The 18897-nt window shown below is 69.5% G+C and carries 14 protein-coding genes and 1 pseudogene; 5 read left to right on the top strand and 10 right to left on the bottom strand.

What is annotated here, in order from left to right; all coding sequences use genetic code 11:
• The first annotated feature begins 298 nt into the window (after positions 1–298).
• Positions 299–817, top strand: a complete 519-nt coding sequence (locus tag ACZ7G3_RS11960; protein ID WP_470925025.1) for a transglycosylase SLT domain-containing protein — start codon at positions 299–301, stop codon at positions 815–817.
• 716 nt (positions 818–1533) lie between these two features.
• Here ACZ7G3_RS11960 and ACZ7G3_RS11955 read toward each other — a convergent pair.
• Positions 1534–1902, bottom strand: a complete 369-nt coding sequence (locus ACZ7G3_RS11955) for a VOC family protein (RefSeq protein ID WP_426526035.1) — start codon at positions 1900–1902, stop codon at positions 1534–1536.
• A gap of 93 nt (positions 1903–1995) precedes the next feature.
• On the opposite strand from ACZ7G3_RS11955, the gene ACZ7G3_RS11950 reads away from it, so the two are divergent.
• Positions 1996–2457, top strand: coding sequence for a MarR family winged helix-turn-helix transcriptional regulator (locus ACZ7G3_RS11950; RefSeq protein WP_470925023.1), 462 nt, complete (start codon positions 1996–1998; stop codon positions 2455–2457).
• A gap of 779 nt (positions 2458–3236) precedes the next feature.
• Here the strand turns inward: ACZ7G3_RS11950 and ACZ7G3_RS11945 are convergent.
• The 6 genes from ACZ7G3_RS11945 to ACZ7G3_RS11920 all read right to left on the bottom strand — a co-directional run bounded on the left by ACZ7G3_RS11945 (position 3237) and on the right by ACZ7G3_RS11920 (position 10659).
• Positions 3237–4232 carry a PQQ-dependent sugar dehydrogenase gene (locus tag ACZ7G3_RS11945; protein WP_470925022.1) on the bottom strand — a complete coding sequence of 332 codons (996 nt, stop codon included), beginning with the start codon at positions 4230–4232 and terminating at the stop codon, positions 3237–3239.
• A 289-nt stretch (positions 4233–4521) separates the two neighbouring features.
• Complete coding sequence (locus ACZ7G3_RS11940; RefSeq protein ID WP_470925020.1) at positions 4522–5682, bottom strand: XdhC family protein; 1161 nt, start codon at positions 5680–5682, stop codon at positions 4522–4524.
• Positions 5679–7889, bottom strand: coding sequence for a xanthine dehydrogenase family protein molybdopterin-binding subunit (locus tag ACZ7G3_RS11935; protein WP_381944832.1), 2211 nt, complete (start codon positions 7887–7889; stop codon positions 5679–5681). The genes ACZ7G3_RS11940 and ACZ7G3_RS11935 overlap by 4 nt, the downstream gene beginning before the upstream one ends.
• Positions 7886–8869 carry an FAD binding domain-containing protein gene (locus tag ACZ7G3_RS11930; RefSeq protein ID WP_470925018.1) on the bottom strand — a complete coding sequence of 328 codons (984 nt, stop codon included), beginning with the start codon at positions 8867–8869 and terminating at the stop codon, positions 7886–7888. Before ACZ7G3_RS11930 ends, ACZ7G3_RS11935 begins: the two co-directional genes overlap by 4 nt.
• Positions 8866–9498: a (2Fe-2S)-binding protein gene (locus ACZ7G3_RS11925; protein WP_426526047.1), complete on the bottom strand. Its 633-nt coding sequence runs from the start codon at positions 9496–9498 to the stop codon at positions 8866–8868. The genes ACZ7G3_RS11930 and ACZ7G3_RS11925 overlap by 4 nt, the downstream gene beginning before the upstream one ends.
• A gap of 549 nt (positions 9499–10047) precedes the next feature.
• Entirely contained in the window at positions 10048–10659 is a 612-nt protein-coding gene (locus ACZ7G3_RS11920) for a TetR-like C-terminal domain-containing protein (protein WP_470925016.1), read from the bottom strand.
• Positions 10660–10764: 105 nt separating this feature from the next.
• On the opposite strand from ACZ7G3_RS11920, the gene ACZ7G3_RS11915 reads away from it, so the two are divergent.
• Positions 10765–11508 (top strand): SDR family oxidoreductase, encoded by a 744-nt coding sequence (locus ACZ7G3_RS11915; RefSeq protein ID WP_470925014.1) that lies wholly within the window; start codon positions 10765–10767, stop codon positions 11506–11508.
• Positions 11508–12398 carry an SDR family oxidoreductase gene (locus ACZ7G3_RS11910; protein WP_470925013.1) on the top strand — a complete coding sequence of 297 codons (891 nt, stop codon included), beginning with the start codon at positions 11508–11510 and terminating at the stop codon, positions 12396–12398. The genes ACZ7G3_RS11915 and ACZ7G3_RS11910 overlap by 1 nt, the downstream gene beginning before the upstream one ends.
• A 95-nt stretch (positions 12399–12493) precedes the next feature.
• On the opposite strand, the pseudogene ACZ7G3_RS11905 reads toward ACZ7G3_RS11910, so the two are convergent.
• The 3 genes and pseudogenes from ACZ7G3_RS11905 to ACZ7G3_RS11895 form a co-directional block, all read right to left on the bottom strand.
• A pseudogene (locus tag ACZ7G3_RS11905) lies at positions 12494–12844 on the bottom strand (hypothetical protein); the annotation flags it as partial.
• Between the two features lie 999 nt (positions 12845–13843).
• Positions 13844–15373 (bottom strand): helix-turn-helix domain-containing protein, encoded by a 1530-nt coding sequence (locus ACZ7G3_RS11900; RefSeq protein ID WP_426598009.1) that lies wholly within the window; start codon positions 15371–15373, stop codon positions 13844–13846.
• Between the two features lie 75 nt (positions 15374–15448).
• Positions 15449–15646, bottom strand: a complete 198-nt coding sequence (locus ACZ7G3_RS11895) for a DUF4236 domain-containing protein (protein ID WP_470925011.1) — start codon at positions 15644–15646, stop codon at positions 15449–15451.
• A gap of 292 nt (positions 15647–15938) precedes the next feature.
• Between ACZ7G3_RS11895 and acnA the strand changes: the two genes are divergently transcribed.
• A complete protein-coding gene (gene acnA / locus ACZ7G3_RS11890; protein WP_470925010.1) occupies positions 15939–18653 on the top strand; it encodes an aconitate hydratase AcnA in 2715 nt (904 codons plus the stop codon).
• Positions 18654–18897: the final 244 nt, after the last annotated feature.

Raw genomic sequence — 18897 nt, 5'->3', positions numbered from 1 at the left:
CACGGGGCCGGGGTTAGTAGACGCTCGACGGCCGCTTGCCCCCGTGGTCGCCAGCCGTCCGGGCGGTCACGCGGCCGGTCTGCGATGCGACGTAGTAGGTCACACACTTGTCGCGGCGCCGGAACGTTCCGCAGTGTGTTCGGCGTACCGGGGAGCCGAGCGCCGGACCGGGACGGGGAAAGCCCGTCCGGGATCCAGACACCGGCCCTGATGACGCGAAGACGCGTCCCGCGCGGACACCGCGTCGCCGACCCCCCGTCGGCCTCCCCATCACGTTCCCGAATGGAGAGGTACACCCATGCACGCCCTCATGCGCCGCCCCCACATCCGCAAGTCCGCCGTGGCCTCCCTCGCCGCCGCGGGCGCCGCCGCCGTCAGCCTCACCCTCGTCCCGAGCCCGGCGCACGCCGCCGAGCCGGCCAAGGCCTCCACCGCGCAGACCCAGGCCCAGACCGACAAGATCGAGGCCATCGTCAAGGCCGGCGAGAAGAAGCACGGCGACGACCTCGACGGCTGGATCCGCACCGCCCTGGACGTCATGCACGCCAAGAACATCCCGGGCACCTACGAGGGCGTGCACCGCAACATCATGCGCGAGTCGTCCGGCAACCCGAACGCGCAGAACAACTGGGACGTCAACGCCCAGAACGGCATTCCCTCGAAGGGCCTGCTCCAGACGATCCAGCCCACCTTCGACGCCTACCACGTCAAGGGCACGAAGGACTCCATCACCGACCCGGTCGCCAACATCGTCGCCGCCTGCAACTACGCGGCCGACAAGTACGGCTCCATGGACAACGTCGACTCCGCCTACTGACCGGCGGACCCACCGACCGCCTGAGCCCCCGGGACAACCGGTCCCGCGCGGAGGCCGGCGGGGCCCAGGCAGCACGGCGGGGCCGGAGGGACGACACGTCCCTCCGGCCCCGCCTGCGTCGCACCCCGTGCGTCCCAGAGAAGTCGCAGAGGTGCCACCACGCCCCCCTACGGCCGTACGGAGCTGTCCGACGATTGAGCGGGCCGTCGGCAGGATCCGAGGGACCTGGCCCGGCCCCGCATGCAGCTCAGTCGAACAGCCGTGCCGACGCGGTCTCGCCCGGCGAGATCCGCCAGGCGGGCACCCGCACCGTCCGGCTCACCGAACAGGGTCTGGAGATGGGCTCGTGGAGGGTGTGTGAGTGTGACCGTAAGGCAGTGGGTCGACCACACGGCCCCACTTGTCCTCGTCCATGAGTCGTTCAGGCCGACGCCCTGCCCGTGACCCATCACGTGTGTAGTGCCGGGCATTCCGTCCCTCAGCCCCTGAGCCCGTTCTGCGACCTGCCGCGATGAGTAGCTGCGGGGCGGCGTGGTCGGCGAGCACGGTCAGTCCCTCATGGAGGTAGCGGTAGGCCGTCGGGACGGAGATCCGGTTGTCGCCTTAGGCCGTGTCCGCAAAGTCCCGTCTGCTGCCCGACGCCCGGCACGCTCCCCCAAGCTCTTCGAGCAGAGGGCCCACTCGCCGCATCGGACGTCGCTCGGCCCCCTTCACGGTCAGCCTCCGTGCACGGTGAGCCGGTAGCCCTCGGGTCCGGTGAAGGAGAACGTCGGCCCGAAAGGGCTGTCCTGGAGGGGGGTGACGTCCTGTGTGCCGGCGGCGAGGAGCTGCTCGCGCAGCGCCGGGGCATCAGAGGTGCGCAGCCACAGAGCCACGCCCAGGCCAGGACGGGCGACGGTGTCCAGGTCAACGCCGGGCAGCAGCTCCCGGACGGCGAACGGGATCGGGGTCGTGGCGAAGACGACCGCGTGCGCCGGCCCGGGGGCCCGGCGCAGTCCGAGTTTCTCCTCGAAGAACGCGGCCGCAGCCGGTACGTCCCTGACCTGCAGGGCGATGAAGTCGAGGCCTTCGACGGTGGCGGTCATGATCTCTCCCAGGGTTGGTCAGCGGAGACGTGAAGTCAGAACTTTGACATAGGGGACAGTAGGCATCCGCCGTCGCTATGTCAAAATGCTGACATGGAAGACCAGGTACCCGTTCCCCCGCCGCATCCAGCCAAGGACGTCACCGAACACGTGGGATACCGGCTCAAGAAGGCCTCCGCCGCTCTGCGCGGCGCCATGGACAAGGCCCTGCGCGAGCACGACCTCACCGTCCCGCAGTACTCCTGCCTCGAACTCCTCGACGAACAACCCGGCCTGTCCAACGCTGACCTCGCCCGCGGCACCTTCGTCACCCGGCAGTCGGCCAACGTCGTCCTGCGCGGCCTCAAGGACGCAGGTCTGATCACCCAAGCCACCAGCACCGACCACGGCCGCGCCCTGCCCATCCACCTGACCGATACCGGCCGACAGCGCCTGCACGCCGCCCGCAGCGCCGTCTACGCCATCGAGGAACGCATGATCGACAGCATCCCCGCGCACCGGCTGACGGCGCTCCTGGCCGACCTCGACGCCATGACCGAAGCCTTCGACACATGACCACCGGCCCCTTCCCGCGGCCGGGAAGGGGCCGGGCAGCCGGCCCGAAGGGCTGCTCCAGTCTCGGAGCCGACGACGCCGAGGCCGGCATAGGCGATCGGGCTGGCGTGCTGCCACTCACCCGGACGAGGGGATTGTTGGCGAGCCCTCTGAGGAAGAGGCACGGGCTGTTGAGGTCGAGTTGCCCGGCCTGTACCGGTAGCGCCCGACCCCACGGAGGGCGGGGCCGAGCGCTGCGCCAGGGCCCGGACCGAGGCAAGGCCGGATGCCCTCTTCGCGTTATCCGCAACGGGGCGGACCTTCATTGAGGTTGATCCCCGGGAGCGGACACCGGGTTTCATGCGACGAGCGTCCCACCTGGACACCCCTCCCTGGACCAATCAAGATCCATTGTCAGGGTGTCCACTCCAAAGGATCGGCCTCAGTGGCCGATGCGGGCCTTGGGTCAAGGCCCGTCCCGACTTGGCCCTTCTCCTGGACTCGCTCCGGCACACAAGACGACGTCTTCGGTTCCGGCCAACAGTCCCAGAAAAGTCCCAGAGGTGCCGCAACGCCCCCTCTTTCCGCGTGTTTACGCAGGTCCGAAGGGGTGTGGCCTCCGTCTGCATCATGTGCTCCGACCAGGCACGACACCTCATCCGCTGTCACGCACCAACTCGTCACCGCCGGGAAGGGGGACATCGATGGCGTCGAGAGCCCCAGCTGGGGCCCTTCCTACCGTCCCGATGACGTACACCTTGCTGCCGGAGAACGAAGTTGAGGTGTCGTGTCGGCCGTAGTCAGGGCTGGTCGACCTCGATGCGCAGGATGCGGTCGTCGCCTGGGCGCGGGTCGGTGCCGCCCCAGGTGGCGAGGTCGGTGTTGGAGGTGACGATCCACAGCGCTCCGTCGGGCGCGACCTCGACGGTGCGGATACGGCCGTAGTCACCTCTGTGGTGGGTGATGGGCTCCGCGGTGGCGACGGTGGCGTCGACGGGCAGTTGCCAGAGCCGCTGGCCGCCGAGGGCGCCGATCCACAGTGACCCCTCGGCGTAGGCGACCCCGGACGGACTGGCGTCGTCGGGGTGGATGACCGCGATGGGTTCCTCGCCGGCCGATCCCCGGGTGCCCTCGGACTCGGGCCATCCGTAGTCGGCGCCCGCGCGGAGCACGTTCACCTCGTCCCAGGTGCGGTGCCCGAGTTCTGAGGCGTAGGCGGTGCGGTCGGGGCCGAAGGCGATGCCCTGGACGTTTCGGTGCCCGCTGGAGTAGATCGGTGAGTCCCCCGGATTGTCGCGCGGGACGGAGCCGTCGGTGGCGATGCGCAGGATCTTGCCGTTGAGGGATTCGTCGTCCGCCGCGTTCTCGGGTTCGAAGGCGTCGCCGGTGCCGATCCACAGGTGGCCGTCGGGTCCGACGACGATGCGGCCGCCGTGGTGACGGTCGGCGGTCCGGATGCCGTCGAGCAGGACCCGGTTGAGGGTGAGGGAGCGGAAGTCTTCTGCGATCGTGAGTGCGACGATCCGGTTCTCCGTGGCGCCGGAGACCGAGGCGTAGACCGTGCGGTCGTCGGCGAAGTCGGGTGAGGCGACGATGCCGAGCAGTCCTCCCTCGGAGGTGGCGCGCACGTCGGGGACGACCCCGACCGTCCGCGCCCTTCCGCCGTCGGCAGGGACGCGCCGGATCTTGCCGGTGATCCGTTCGGAGACGAGTGCCGAACCGTCCGGCAGGAAGGTCAGCCCCCACGGTGCGTCGAGACCGGTGGTCACCTCGGTGGGCTCGCCGAGCGTCGCCACGGCGTCCCTGCCGCCGGGCGGCGCGGACGCGGTCGCCGGCAGCGACGCCCTGGACCGTGGCTCCTCGGGCGATCCGGAACAACCGCTCAGTACGAGGCCCAAGGACAGGACCCCGCTCGACAGCCCCAGGGCCGTTCGCCTCAACCTGCCGTGCGGATCCGGGCCCTGCCTGCGCGACACATCGTTCATCGCTTCATCTCCCGTGTCTCGGCGGATCCAGGCCGCCGTACGAAGACCTCGTGTGTCAGGTCGCCGAGCGCTGCGGCTGGGCGGTCCGTGATTCCCGGAATCACAGGTGCCCCGCCCCCGACAGGGAGGGAACGGCCGCCGGGGCCTCCTCCCGGTGGATCGGACCCGTGCCCCCGGACAGCCGGGCACCGCGGCCGCCATGGCGGAGGAGGAGGATTTCGGCGCAGACGGCCAGGGCGGTCTCCGCTGGATCGGCACCACCCAGGTCGAGCCCGGCGGGGGAACTGAGCCTGGTCAGTTCGTCGTGGCGCACCCCCGCGGCCTGCAGCGATGCCCCGCGTCGCTCGGTGCTCCGGCGGGAGCCCAGGGCGCCGACGTAGGCCAGGTCCATCCGCAGCGCCGCCTGAAGCAGGGGCACGTCGAACTTGGGATCGTGGGTGAGCGACACGACCACGGTCCGGCCGTCGATCCGCCCTGCCGCCGACTCGGCGGCGAGGTGGCGGTGGGGCCAGTCCACGACGACCTCGGCCGCGTCCGGAAAACGCTCGGGGGTGGTGAACACCGGCCGCGCGTCGCACGCCGTGACCCGGAAGCCGAGCAGTACGCCTTGGCGGGCGAGGGCCGCGGCGAACTCGTTGGATCCATAGATCAGCATGCGCGGCGGCGGCACGAGGGAGTTGACGAATATCCGCGGGCCGGGACTGGAGTCCTCGTCGGCCGAGTCTCTGCGCAACACACCGGAGCGCCCCTGCTCGAGCAGGCGTCCGACGGTACCCACGGTGTCACCGTCGAAGGCGGGATCGCCCGTGCTGCCGCTCGTGCCACCGTCCCAGCACACGAGGTGCTTTCCAGCGCGTACCGGCCCGTCGGCCTCGACGATCGTGGCCAGAGCGACGGCCACCTCGTCCCGCATGTGCCGGACAAGGGTGCCCAGTTCGGGGAAGGAGTGCCGGTCGACGCGCTCGATGAAGACTTCGATGGTTCCGCCGCACGTCAGACCGACCGCTCCGGCGTCGTCGTCGCTCACCGCGTAGCGTTCGAGCACGGGGATGCCGTCCTGCATGACCTGCTGCGCCAGGTCGTACACGGCGCCTTCGACGCAGCCGCCCGACACGCTGCCGGTGACGGTTCCGTTCGGGGCGCAGACCATGACGGCTCCGGGCCGACGGGGGGCCGAGCCGTACGTCGAGACCACCGTGGCGACCGCGCAGGGTGTGCCGGCTTCCCAGAAACGGTGGACCTGCTCCCACACGCCGGTCATTCCGCTTCCCCGTCCCCGATGATCCTGTCCTGGGTGAGGGGAAGATCGCGGATGCGGCGCCCGGTGGCATGGTAGACGGCGTTGCCGATGGCTGCCGTCATCCCGGTCATCGGCGTCTCCCCGAACCCCCGCGCTCCGAACGCTTCCTCGAAGACCGGGTCGGGCTTGTCCACGAAGCCGATGTGGATCTCGGGAACATCGGCGTTGACGGGTACCAGGTAGCCCGACAGGTTGGGGTTGACGATCCGCCCCAGGTGGTGGTCGACCAGGGTGTGCTCGGTCAGGGTGAAGCCGACGGCCCAGACCGCCCCGCCGATCGCCTGGCTGCGCAGTGTCCTGCGGTTGAGGATGCGGCCGGCGTCGAACACCCCGTGCATGCGGGTGACGCGGACCTGTCCGAGCCCGGGGTCGACCCGTACTTCCGCGAAAACGGCCCCCGTGGAGTAACCGGGGGGAGTGGCGACGGGGCTGGTGGTCGCCTCCACCGGCCGGCCGTGCCGGGTGACGACCGCACGGACGGTGTCGCGGCGCCTGGGCCGTTCGGTGTCGTACAGGACACCGCTCTCGACCGTGATCCGGTCGGCCGGGACGCGGTGGAGGGGAGAGCGTGTGTCCGCGACAGCGATGTCGATCACGGTCCGGCGCGCGGTGGTGCATGCGCGATTGACCGCGGCCCCCACGCCGGGGACGGTGGCCGACGCGGCGGAGACGAACGCGTACGGGAAATCGGTGTCGCCGAGTTCGAAGTCCACGTCGTCGAACTCGACTCCCAGGCTGTCCGCGGCCACTTGCGACATCACCGTGTACGTACCGGTGCCGATGTCGTGGGTGGCGACCTGGACCGCTGCTCTCCCGTCGGCGGAGATCACGACACGCGCGCCCGCTCCCGGCCTTCCGCCGGCCGTATGCGCCGCGGACGCCATGCCCCAGCCGACCAGGGTGTCCCCGTCACGCATCGACCCGGGCCGCGGATCGCGCTTGCTCCAGCCGAATCCGTCCGCTCCGCGGCGGTAGCACTCCCGCAGGTGCTTACTGCCGAAGGCGGCTCCGTTGTCAGGATTGACAGAGGTGTGATTGCGCAGTCGAAGCTCGATGGGGTCCATGCCCAGTTCGTAGCTCAGCTCGTCGAGAGCCGTCTCCAGACCGTGGGAGGCCACGACCTCCGGTGACCTCATGTTGCTCGGAGCGGGCAGGTGCAGCTTCACGGCCCTGTGGGCCACGTGGACGTGGGGACAGGCGTACAGCATGCGCGTGGGTTCGCTGGTGTTGAACAGCAGGTCCTCGGTACGGCTGACCTGGGATGTGGTGACGTGGTCGATCGCGGTGAGCGTGCCGTCGCGCTTGGCTCCGATCCTGAACCGCTGGTGGGACTCGGGGCGGTGACCGTTGGAGGTGTACGCCTGGGCGCGGGAGAGCACCAGCTTGACCGGACGCTTCAGACGGCGGGAGACGGCGGCGGTGAACAGGGTGTGCGGCCACACCGGGCCCTTCGCGCCGAAGCCTCCGCCCAGGAACGGGGACAGCACACGGACGTTCTCCACAGGCAGGTCACCGAGCGCTTCGGAGAGGCTGAGACGGGTGGCGCCGATGCCCTGCGCGGTTTCGTACACCGTCAGCAGGTCGCCGTCCCAGACGGCCGTGGTCGCAGACGGCTCCAGGGCGTTGTGGTGGTGCATGGGGGTGGTGTAGCCGACGTCGATGCGGACGTCCGCCTGCGCCAGCCCCGCCTCGACGTCGCCGCGGATGACCTCGTTGGGACCTTCCAGGCCCGGCGGGGGTACGTACGCCTCGTCCATGGCGTCGGCGAGGCTGGCCCGGGGCGTGCGGGTGTCGTAGGAGACGCTGACGAGCGACGCCGCGTGCTGAGCCTGCTCCAGAGTGTCTGCCACCACATAGGCCACGGGCTGGCCGCTGTGGTGGATGTCCGCGTTCTGCAGGGGGACGGTGCGCTTCCAGTAGGCCGCGAGCTGCGAGGTGGGAACGGTCAGGCGGGGCATGTTCTCGTGGGTGAAGACGGCGACCACACCGGGCGAACGCTCGGCGTCCTGGGTGCTGATGCGGGTGACTCGTCCGTTGGCGACGGTGCTGAGGACGAGGTGGCCGTACAGGGCTCCGCGGACCTGGACGTCCGCGGTGTAGGTGGCCGCACCCGTGACCTTGGCGCGTCCGTCGGTCCTGGCCACGGGGCTTCCGACGATCGGACTCATGCGCGACCTCCGAGGTCCTCGAGGATGTCGGTGAGGGCGCGTTGCACCAACTCGACCTTGAACGCGTTGTGTTCACGCGGCTGAGCGTGTTCGACCAGGGCCTTGCCGGCTGCCGTGATGGTGGCTCGGGTCAGCGGGCGGCCGCTCAGGGCCGCCTCGGCGCCCTTTGAGCGCCACGGCCTGGTGGCGATGCCGCCGAAGGCGAGCCGCACGTCGGTGACGACTCCTCCCCTTCGGGTCAGGGCAGCCGCCACGGAGACTACGGCGAACTCGAACGAGGCCCGGTCGCGCAACTTCAGGTAGCGCGAGCCTGCCGCCGGTCCGCCTTCGGGGATGTCGACACCGGTGATGAGTTCGCCGTGTCGCAGCGCCGTCTCCCTGTCGGGGGCCGTACCGGGCAGGCGGTAGAAGTCCTCGACGGGGATGGACCGGCGCCCGTCCGGTCCGAGGGTGAGTACCGTCGCGTCGAGAGCGGTCAGCGCGACGGCCAGATCGGACGGATGGACGGCGATGCAGTGATCACTGCCTCCGTGGATCGCGTGCCAGCGGTTCTGCCCTTCGATGGCCGGGCATCCGCTGCCGGGTTCACGTTTGTTGCAGGGGCTGCCGATGTCCCGGTAGTACCAGCACCGGGTCCGTTGCATGAGGTTCCCGCCGATCGTGGCCCTGTTGCGGACCTGCGGGGAGGCGGAGGCCAGCAGTGCTTCGGACAGGACCGGGAACTGTTCGCGGACCACCGGGTGGTCCGCGACATCACTCATCCGGGCCGTGGCACCGATGTGCAGTCGGCCTCGCCTCATGCCGACGTCCGCCAGCGCCAGCGTGCTCACGTCCACGACGAGGTCGGGAGCGAGGACGCCGTCCTTCATCAGATTCGTCAGCTCGGTCCCGCCCCCGATGAACGCGCCACCGGGGTGGCCCGCAACCAGGCGCACGGCGTCGGCCGCACGCGCCGAACGCGCGTAGTCGAAGAGTTTCACCGCTTGTTCCCCTTCGCGGCGTCGCGTACCGCTTCGACGATGTTCGGATAGCAGCCGCACCGGCACAGGTTGCCGCTCATCCACTCCCGGATCTCGGCGTCGGACCCGGCATGGCCCTCCTCGATGCAGGCGACGGCGGACATGATCTGCCCCGATGTGCAGAACCCGCACTGGAAGGCATCCCGCTGGATGAACGCCGCCTGCACGGGGTGCAGTTCGTCGCCGCGGGCCAAGCCTTCGACCGTGGTGATCTCACGGCCGTCCTCCATGACGGCAAGCGTCATGCAGGACTTGATCCGCCGGCCCTCGACCAGAACGGTGCAGGCGCCGCACTCACCGCGGTCGCAGCCCTTCTTCGGGCCCGTCACACCCAGGCGCTCACGCAGGGTGTCCAACAAGGTGACGCGGGATTCCACCGTGACACGCCGCTCCCTGCCGTTGACGCGAAGGGTCACTTCGGCCGTCGGAGCCGGGGACGACAGCGCGCCTTCCGCACCGGCGGCGGTCGGAGAGGCAAACGCGAGCGGCGCTACGCCGCCCGCCGTGGCCACGGCGGCGCCGACGGCGCCGGCCTTGAGCACACTCCGGCGACTGTGCTCATCACCTGAAAGGTCGTCAGGATCGGACATGGTGTGTCTCTCCTCGCGGGGATGATTACGGCAGGATCTGCGTTCCTCGGCACGGCAAGGCATCAGCGCGTCGCGTGGGGGTACAACCGGTCGCCATGTGACCGAGAAAGGTGCTGCTCGGCGGCCGGCCTTCCGGCCGGGCAGGGTTCACCCCCTCCACAAGATATGGACGCCGCATCCACTTGAGACGATACACAGAAATGTACAAGCGGTCCACAAGAGAGAAACTTCGACGTGGCCGATCGCGGCTTCGAACTCACCGCGCACGAAGGGGGGTTGAAGGAGTAACCCTCGGACAGTCACCTTCGCGGGGTGACGCGCACCGCCGTCTCCGCCGTCTCGGGACGAGCGCCGTCTCGGGACGAGCGCCGCCTCGGGACGAGTGCCGCCTCCACGTGGCAGCGCATCCAAGCCGCCCCACCCCGCCGACCACGGAGATGCGGCACCGCGTCGAACTCGTCGCGCACTGCGACAGACACGGCAAGGCCCACCGGCCCACCCCGTCGACGGGGTGCCGCTTCCGCCGCTCCGGCGACCAGGTTTCAGTCCTTACGCCGTCGAGGCGCCATCCAGGACGTTGTTCACGAGGGCGATGGCGTAGTCCTCGTTCAAGGGTGCGTCGGGGATGAGCAGACGGTTGTAGCAGGCGCCCCACAGCTGGTCCACGAGGATGCCGAGATCGATGTCACCGCGGAGCTGCCCGCGGTCGCGGGCCCTCTCGAACACGGTGAGCGCCAGGGCCCGGCGTGGTGCGGAGTAGTGCTGGGAGAACGCCGCGGACAGCTCCGGGTCGGTCTGCGCCACCCCGATCAGCCCCGCGATGGCCGTCCCCGTGTCGGCGTGCGTGATCAGCCGGACGAAAGCGCGGAGCTGGGAGGTCAGGTCGGCCCTGATGTCGCCGGTGTCCGGGAACTCCAGCTGGTGCTCGCTGTGCGCGAAGAACGCCTCTGCCGCGAGCGCTCCGGCGGACGGCCACCATTTGTACAGGGTCATCTTGCTGGACCCGGCCGCCTTGGCGACCCGGTCGAAGGTGACGGCCTTGATCCCCTCGTTCAGCAGCAGGGCGGCGGCTGCCCGCAGCACCCCCGCCCGCACTTCGGCCGCCGGTCGTCGCCCACGTCCACGACGAGGTGGGGATGCACTCAACGGCTCGTCCGTCATGGGGCCACTCCTTCCGCTGGGCCAGCGGTGCCCAGCTTAGTGGACGGGGTGTCTTTATTCGGCTACCGTTATATGTACAGGAAGTCCACATAGCTAGGAGTCCTCATGTCCGCAACTCAGACCTCTTCACGCGTCGCCGTCGTGACCGGCGGCTCGGGGGGTATCGGCAGAGCCGTCGTCGAACGCCTGGCGAAGGACAAGGTCTCCGTGGTCGTGCACTACAGCTCGAACGAGGCGAAGGCGCGGGAGGCTGCGGAGGCTGTCGCCGCCCTGGGTGGTCGAGCCACAGTCTTCGGAGGTGACGTCGCCGACCCGGAGGCGATGGCGGCACTGTTCGACCACGCCACCGACACCTTCGGCGGTGTCGACGTCGTCGCGCACACGGCCGGCATCATGCCGCTCGCCCCGATCACGCAGATGGACCTGGACACCTTCGACCGCATCCAGCGGACGAACGTCCGCGGCACGTTCGTCGTCAACCAGCTCGCCGCCCGACAGGTCCGCTCCGGTGGGGCGATCATCAACTTCTCCACTTCCGTGACGCGGCTGCAGATGCCGAACTACGGCCCCTACGCGGCGTGCAAGGGTGCCGTCGAGGCAATGACCCTGATCCTCGCCCGGGAACTGCGCGGCCGTGACATCACTGTCAACGCCGTCGCGCCGGGACCCACTGCCACACCCCTGTTCTTCGAGGGCAAGAGCGAGCAGGTCGTTCAGCACATCGCGAGTCTCAACCCGATGGAGCGTCTGGGCACGCCCGCGGACATCGCCGAGGTCACGGCGTTCGTCGCGGGTCCGGGGCGCTGGGTGAACGGCCAGGTGCTGTACGCCAACGGCGGGGCCGCGTGATGTCCGTCGTCCTCATCACCGGTTCCAGTACCGGTATCGGCCGCCTGACCTCACTCACCCTCGCCCGGCAGGGTCACCGTGTCTACGCCGGCATGCGTTCCCTCACCAGCGAGGACGGCGCGGCCACTGCTGCTGAGATGGCGAGGATCGCGGCCGCCGAGAACCTCGACCTCGTGGCGGTGCAACTCGACGTGTCCTCCCAGGAATCGGCCGACGCCGCGGTGCGTACCGTGGTCGACCGTGCGGGCCACCTCGATGTCGTCGTCAACAACGCCGGTCATCTCTGCGTCGGCTACGCCGAGGCGTTCACCGACGACGACCTGACCCACCTCCTCGACATCAACGCGGTCGGCGCCCACCGCGTCAACCGCGCCGCCCTGCCCCACCTGCGTGAACAGGGCTCCGGCACGCTGCTGTACGTGGGCAGCACCATCATCGTCTCCACGCCGCCGTTCCTCGGTCCCTATGCGGCCTCCAAGGCAGCCTTCGACACGCTGGCCGTGGCGACCTCCTACGAGGTGGCCCCGTTCGGCATCGAGACCAGCATCGTCATGCCCGGTGCCATCACGCGGGGAACCTCTCATTTCCCCCGTGCGAGCCGCGCATCCGACGCCACGGTCGCATCCGCCTATTCCGCCCTCGACCCGATGGTCGCCCGCAACGAGGACGCCACGGCAAGTCTGGTCCGGCCCGGCCTTGACCCGGATCCTCAACGTGTCGCCGACGAGATCGCGCGGGTGCTCGCCCTGCCCCGCGGGCACAAACCCTTCCGTACCGTCGTCGACTTCACCGAAGCCGGTGTCGACCACGTCATGGCCTTCTCCGACCTCGTCCGGGAGAGCTTCGTCCACCGCATGGGATTCGGCGACCTGCTGCGACTGCGCGAGTAGACCCCCGGACGCGGTTTCCCGGGTGGTGTCGTGCCTTGGCCGCGGCGGCCCGGCGGGCCGCCGCGGGCGCGGCCGGTCCCGCACCTTCCTGGACATCACACGACAGGCCGAGGCGCTCTCGGTCTCGTGTCCGGCCGCCGGCTCACAGCGGGTGGTGCGGGCGGATTCACGGTCGTCACCGGGGAGGTCCGGGTGTCGGCCGGGCGGAGCATCTGGCCGGCGGCCAGTTCGCGGTAGGTGGGACTGCTGGTGAAGAGTTCCTCGTGACGTCCGCAGACGACGGCTCTGCCCTCGTCCATCACGACGATCCGGTCCGCGTGCTGGGCCGTGGACAGCCGGTGCGCGATCACCAGGACGGCGCACTCCTGCGCCACGTCCCGCATCGCGGCGGTGAGCGCGGCTTCGTTGACGGCGTCCAGGTGGGACGTCGGCTCGTCGAGCAGCAGGAAGACGGCGCCAGGACTTCAGGCGGGCGAAGCTTCGCCGTGGTGACCCAGTCGTCTGCACCGATGTAGGCCATGTCCGCGAGGACCGGGAGGTCTCGGTGCCCGAGGTCGCGGCCGCACACGCCGACGCCCTGGACGCGCAGATGCCCCCTCGGCTGCGGCGCGCGGCAGGGCTTGATCAAGTTTCCTGAGCGTCGGGGTTGTCGGTGGTGCCCAGGAGTGGGAGGGCTCGTTCGGGCTGGTCTCGGGTTGCGCGGGTGGTTTGGCGACGTTGGCGGCTCCGAGGGTTTTGAGCAGGCCGATGGCGAGGTTGCGAAGTGTGGCCATGGCGCGGGGTGCGGTGCCGGTGTGGACGGGTGGAGGCGCTGTCGGCGTAGGTCACGTCTCTCATGTGGTGCAGGGACTCCACGGTCCAGCGGCCGCGGATCGCTGCGGCGAGTTCGGCGGGTGTGGTCTGGTGGGCGTCGAGGCTGGTGACGGCGTAGACGGTCTCGCGGCTCTTGCGTCGGCGTGTCCGAAGGAGGAGCGCGGTCAACGAGTACCAGCGGCCCCGCCTCGCACGCGGGTCCGGCACCAGCTCAGGGAAGCGCCGCAGGTCAGCGACTTGCCCGGCGCCCAGCGGACCCAGCTTCACCAGTACCGGCGGGATGAGGGAAGATGCAGCGGCAGGCACGGGCCACCTCATGAACGTCGGCGGAGAAGCGGTAAGGGGCATCACAAGCTTGCGTCCGCAGTGAGCGGGACGGGCTCTGGGCGTGACAGGGGCAGGGAGCCGACACCTGCCCTGAACTGTGCTTTTCTATGACTCGCTCAGGCCGACGTCCTGCCGGTGACGCATTACGTGGAGTGCCGGGCAATCCGTCCTCCAGCCCCTGAGGCCGACATCTCTCGGCCTCTCGGCCTCGGCCCAAAAGTCCCTGAGAAGTCCCACAGGCGAAGCAGAACCCCTCCTGGCTTACATACACAGGAGGGGTTTAGTGGCGTTGTTTCTGAAGGCTCTCAGATGTCCCGGAAGATCTCGATCTGCGCCCCGATCGAGTTCAGCCGCTCCGCCAGGTCCTCGTAACCCCGGTTGATGACGTACACGTTGCGCAGCACGGACGTGCCCTCCGCCGCCATCATCGCCAGCAGGACCACCACGGCGGGGCGCAGGGCCGGCGGGCACATCATCTCGGCGGCGCGCCAGCGGGTGGGGCCCTCGACCAGGACGCGGTGGGGGTCCAGGAGTTGGAGGCGGCCGCCCAGGCGGTTCAGGTCCGTGAGGTAGATGGCGCGGTTGTCGTAGACCCAGTCGTGGATGAGGGTCTGGCCCTGCGCGGAGGCCGCGATGGCCGCGAAGAAGGGGACGTTGTCGATGTTCAGGCCCGGGAAGGGCATCGGGTGGATCTTGTCGATCGGCGCTTCGAGCTTGGAGGGGCGGACGGTGAGGTCCACCAGGCGGGTGCGGCCGTTGTCCGCGAAGTACTCCGGGGTGCGGTCGTGGTCGAGGCCCATCTCCTCCAGGACCGCCAGCTCGATCTCCAGGAACTCGATGGGGACGCGGCGGACCGTCAGCTCCGACTCGGTGACCACGGCGGCGGCGAGCAGGCTCATCGCCTCGACCGGGTCCTCGGAGGGCGAGTAGTCCACGTCGGCGTCGATGACCGGCAGGCCGTGCACGGTGAGGGTGGTGGTGCCGATGCCCTCGACCCGTACGCCCAGGGCCTCCAGGAAGAAGCAGAGGTCCTGGACCATGTAGTTGGAGGAGGCGTTGCGGATGACGGTGACGCCGTCGTGGCGGGCGGCGGCGAGGAGCGCGTTCTCGGTGACCGTGTCGCCCCGCTCGGTCAGCACGATCGGCCGGTCCGGGCGCACCTGCCGGTCGACCACCGCGTGGTAGTGGCCCTCGGTCGCGGCGACGTCCAGGCCGAACCGGCGCAGCGCGATCATGTGCGGCTCGATGGTCCGGGTGCCGAGGTCGCAGCCACCCGCGTAGGGCAGCCGGAAGCGGTCCATGCGGTGCAGCAGCGGGCCGAGGAACATGATGATCGAGCGGGTGCGGACGGCCGCCTCGGCGTCGATGGCCTCCATGTCCAGCTCGGCCGGCGGCACGAGTTCCAGGTCGGTGCCGTCGTTGATCCAGCGGGTGCGTACGCCGATGGAGTTCAGCACCTCCAGGAGGCGGTAGACCTCCTCGATGCGGGCGACCCGGCGGAGCACCGTGCGCCCCTTGTTGAGCAGCGAGGCGCACAGCAGGGCCACGCAGGCGTTCTTGCTGGTCTTCACGTCGATGGCGCCGGAGAGGCGCCGGCCGCCGACCACACGCAGGTGCATCGGACCCGAGTAGCCGAGAGAGACGATTTCGCTGTCCAGCGCTTCGCCGATGCGGGCGATCATCTCAAGGCTGATGTTCTGGTTGCCGCGCTCGATGCGGTTGACGGCGCTCTGACTGGTGCCGAGCGCCTCCGCAAGCTGTGACTGTGTCCAGCCACGGTGCTGCCGGGCGTCACGGATGAGCTTGCCGATGCGTACGAGGTAGTCGTCTGCCATGAGGTTGAGGCTATCTCAGATATGAGATGTCGCCTCTCGGGGGGTCCGCCCGGGTGACGAGCTGTCAACGCCGCCTCAATGATGCCTGGTCGAGCGGGTACGCCGCCATCCGAAAGGTCCGGGCAAATCCCACGATGTCGTACGACGTCCCGTGCTGCTGCGGGTGTGGCGCGGGCCGTTCCGGCCGCCGGTCGTGAGGGGCCAGGAACGTTTGTTGATGTTCAGCCGTACTCCGGGGAGGATCCGGAAGCTCTTGCGGAACGTGAGGGGCATCGTGCCTCCTGCCGAGTCGTGCCGGGTGGTCCCGGTGCGAGTCGGATACCCCCGTTCGGCGTAGTGATGGCCGCACGGGTCACTCGGGATGGGGTGCACGCCACACCGCGCCCGGGCATGACCAGGCCGCCCCCATGTACTAGAGTTATCTCGACATCGAGATATCTGCCGAGGCGCACCGCAGCCGCCACCCTGGTAAGGGTTCCCTAACTTAGCCTTACCTTAGCGGATCGGCCAGGGCGGCGTGGCGGCAGGATGCGGTGGTACGCGCACATAAATGAAGGAGACTGTCGTGTCGGCGAACAGCTTCGACGCCCGCAGCACACTGCAGGTGGGCGACGAGTCGTACGAGATCTTCCGGCTGGACAAGGTCGAGGGCTCCGCGCGCCTTCCCTACAGCCTGAAGGTGCTGCTGGAGAACCTGCTCCGCACCGAGGACGGCGCGAACATCACCGCCGACCACATCCGCGCCCTCGGCGGCTGGGACTCGCAGGCCCAGCCGTCGCAGGAGATCCAGTTCACGCCGGCCCGCGTGATCATGCAGGACTTCACCGGCGTGCCCTGCGTGGTCGACCTCGCCACCATGCGTGAGGCAGTCAAGGCGCTGGGCGGCGACCCGAACAAGATCAACCCGCTCTCCCCGGCCGAGATGGTCATCGACCACTCCGTCATCGCCGACAAGTTCGGCACCAACGACGCCTTCCAGCAGAACGTCGACCTGGAGTACGGCCGCAACAAGGAGCGCTACCAGTTCCTGCGCTGGGGCCAGACCGCCTTCGACGACTTCAAGGTCGTCCCGCCGGGCACCGGCATCGTCCACCAGGTGAACATCGAGCACCTGGCCCGCGTCGTCATGACCCGTGACGGCAAGGCCTACCCCGACACCCTGGTCGGCACCGACTCGCACACCACCATGGTCAACGGCCTCGGCGTCCTCGGCTGGGGCGTCGGCGGCATCGAGGCCGAGGCCGCGATGCTCGGCCAGCCGGTCTCCATGCTGATCCCGCGCGTCGTCGGCTTCAAGCTGACCGGCGAGCTGACCCCCGGCACCACCGCCACCGACCTGGTGCTCACGATCACCGAGATGCTGCGCAAGCACGGCGTCGTCGGCAAGTTCGTCGAGTTCTACGGCGAGGGTGTGGCGGCCACGAGCCTCGCCAACCGCGCCACCATCGGCAACATGTCGCCGGAGTTCGGCTCCACCGCCGCGATCTTCCCGATCGACGACGAGACGCTGAACTACATGCGCCTGACCGGCCGCAGCGACCAGCAGGTCGCCCTGGTCGAGGCGTACGCCAAGCAGCAGGGCCTCTGGCTGGACCCGAAGGCCGAGCCGGACTTCTCCGAGAAGCTGGAGCTCGACCTGTCGACGGTCGTGCCGTCCATCGCCGGCCCGAAGCGCCCGCAGGACCGCATCGTCCTCGCCAACGCCGCCGAGCAGTTCAAGCAGGACGTACGCAACTACGTCGACAGCGTGGACGAGGCGGGCCAGGAGTCCTTCCCGGCCTCCGACGCCCCCGCCGTCTCCAACGGCGTGCCGTCCAACCCGGTCCCGGTCACCGCCCCCGACGGCACGACCTACGAGCTGGACCACGGCGCGGTGACGGTCGCGGCCATCACCTCCTGCACCAACACCTCCAACCCGTACGTCATGGTCGCCGCCGCCCTGGTGGCCAAGAAGGCGGTCGAGAAGGGCCTGACCCGCAAGCCGTGGGTCAAGACCACCCTCGCCCCGGGCTCCAAGGTCGTCACCGACTACTTCGAGAAGGCGGGCCTGACCCCGTACCTCGACAAGGTCGGCTTCAACCTCGTCGGCTACGGCTGCACCACCTGCATCGGCAACTCCGGCCCGCTGCCGGACGAGGTCTCCAAGGCCGTCAACGACCACGACCTCGCCGTCACCTCGGTCCTCTCCGGCAACCGGAACTTCGAGGGCCGGATCAACCCCGACGTCAAGATGAACTACCTGGCGTCGCCGCCGCTGGTCGTCGCCTACGCGCTCGCGGGCTCCATGAAGGTGGACATCACCAAGGAGGCCCTGGGCACCGACCAGGACGGCAACCCGGTCTACCTGAAGGACATCTGGCCCTCCGAGGCCGAGGTCAACGACGTCGTCGCCAACGCCATCGGCGAGGACATGTTCTCCAAGTCCTACAGCGACGTCTTCGCGGGCGACGCCCAGTGGCAGGCGCTGTCGATCCCGACCGGCGACACCTTCGAGTGGGACGCCGAGTCCACCTACGTCCGCAAGCCCCCGTACTTCGAGGGCATGGGCATGGAGCCGGCCCCGGTCGAGGACATCTCCGGCGCCCGCGTGCTCGCCAAGCTGGGCGACTCGGTGACGACGGACCACATCTCGCCCGCCGGTGCCATCAAGGCCGACACCCCGGCCGGCAAGTACCTCACGGAGCACGGCGTCGAGCGCCGCGACTTCAACAGCTACGGCTCGCGCCGCGGCAACCACGAGATCATGATCCGCGGTACGTTCGCCAACATCCGCCTGCGCAACCAGATCGCGCCGGGCACCGAGGGCGGCTACACCCGCGACTTCACCCAGGACGGCGGTCCGGTGTCGTTCATCTACGACGCCTCCCGCAACTACATCGAGCAGAACATCCCGCTCGTCGTCCTGGCCGGCAAGGAGTACGGCTCCGGCTCGTCCCGCGACTGGGCCGCCAAGGGCACCGCGCTCCTCGGCGTCAAGGCCGTCATCGCCGAGTCCTACGAGCGCATCCACCGCTCGAACCTCATCGGCATGGGCGTCCTGCCGCTCCAGTTCCCGGAGGGCCAGTCCGCGGCCTCCCTCGGCCTGACCGGCGAGGAGTCCTTCTCCGTCTCCGGCGTCACCGAGCTGAACGAGGGCACGACCCCGCGCACGGTGAAGGTCACCACCGACACCGGGGTCGAGTTCGACGCGGTCGTCCGCATCGACACCCCCGGTGAGGCGGACTACTACCGCAACGGCGGCATCCTGCAGTACGTGCTGCGCAGCCTGATCACCAAGTAGGCGGTACGGCACAGCGGTTCAGGGCCGCATCCCCGGCGACGGGGGTGCGGCCCCGCGCGCGTTCCGGCGCGGGGCGAGTTGCGTGACCACCGGTGCCTCGGGGCAGGGTGGCATCCGTCACCTGTGGGGAACGGGACGGCACACGGGAGTGGGGGGGGGGGGGGGGGGGGGGGGGGGGGGGGGGGGGGGGGGGGGGGGGGGGGGGGGGGGGGGGGGGGGGGGGGGGGGGGGGGGGGGGGGGTCG

This window comes from Streptomyces sp. NPDC037271, from assembly GCF_055603605.1.
This window is presented reverse-complemented; position numbering and strand designations above follow the sequence as displayed.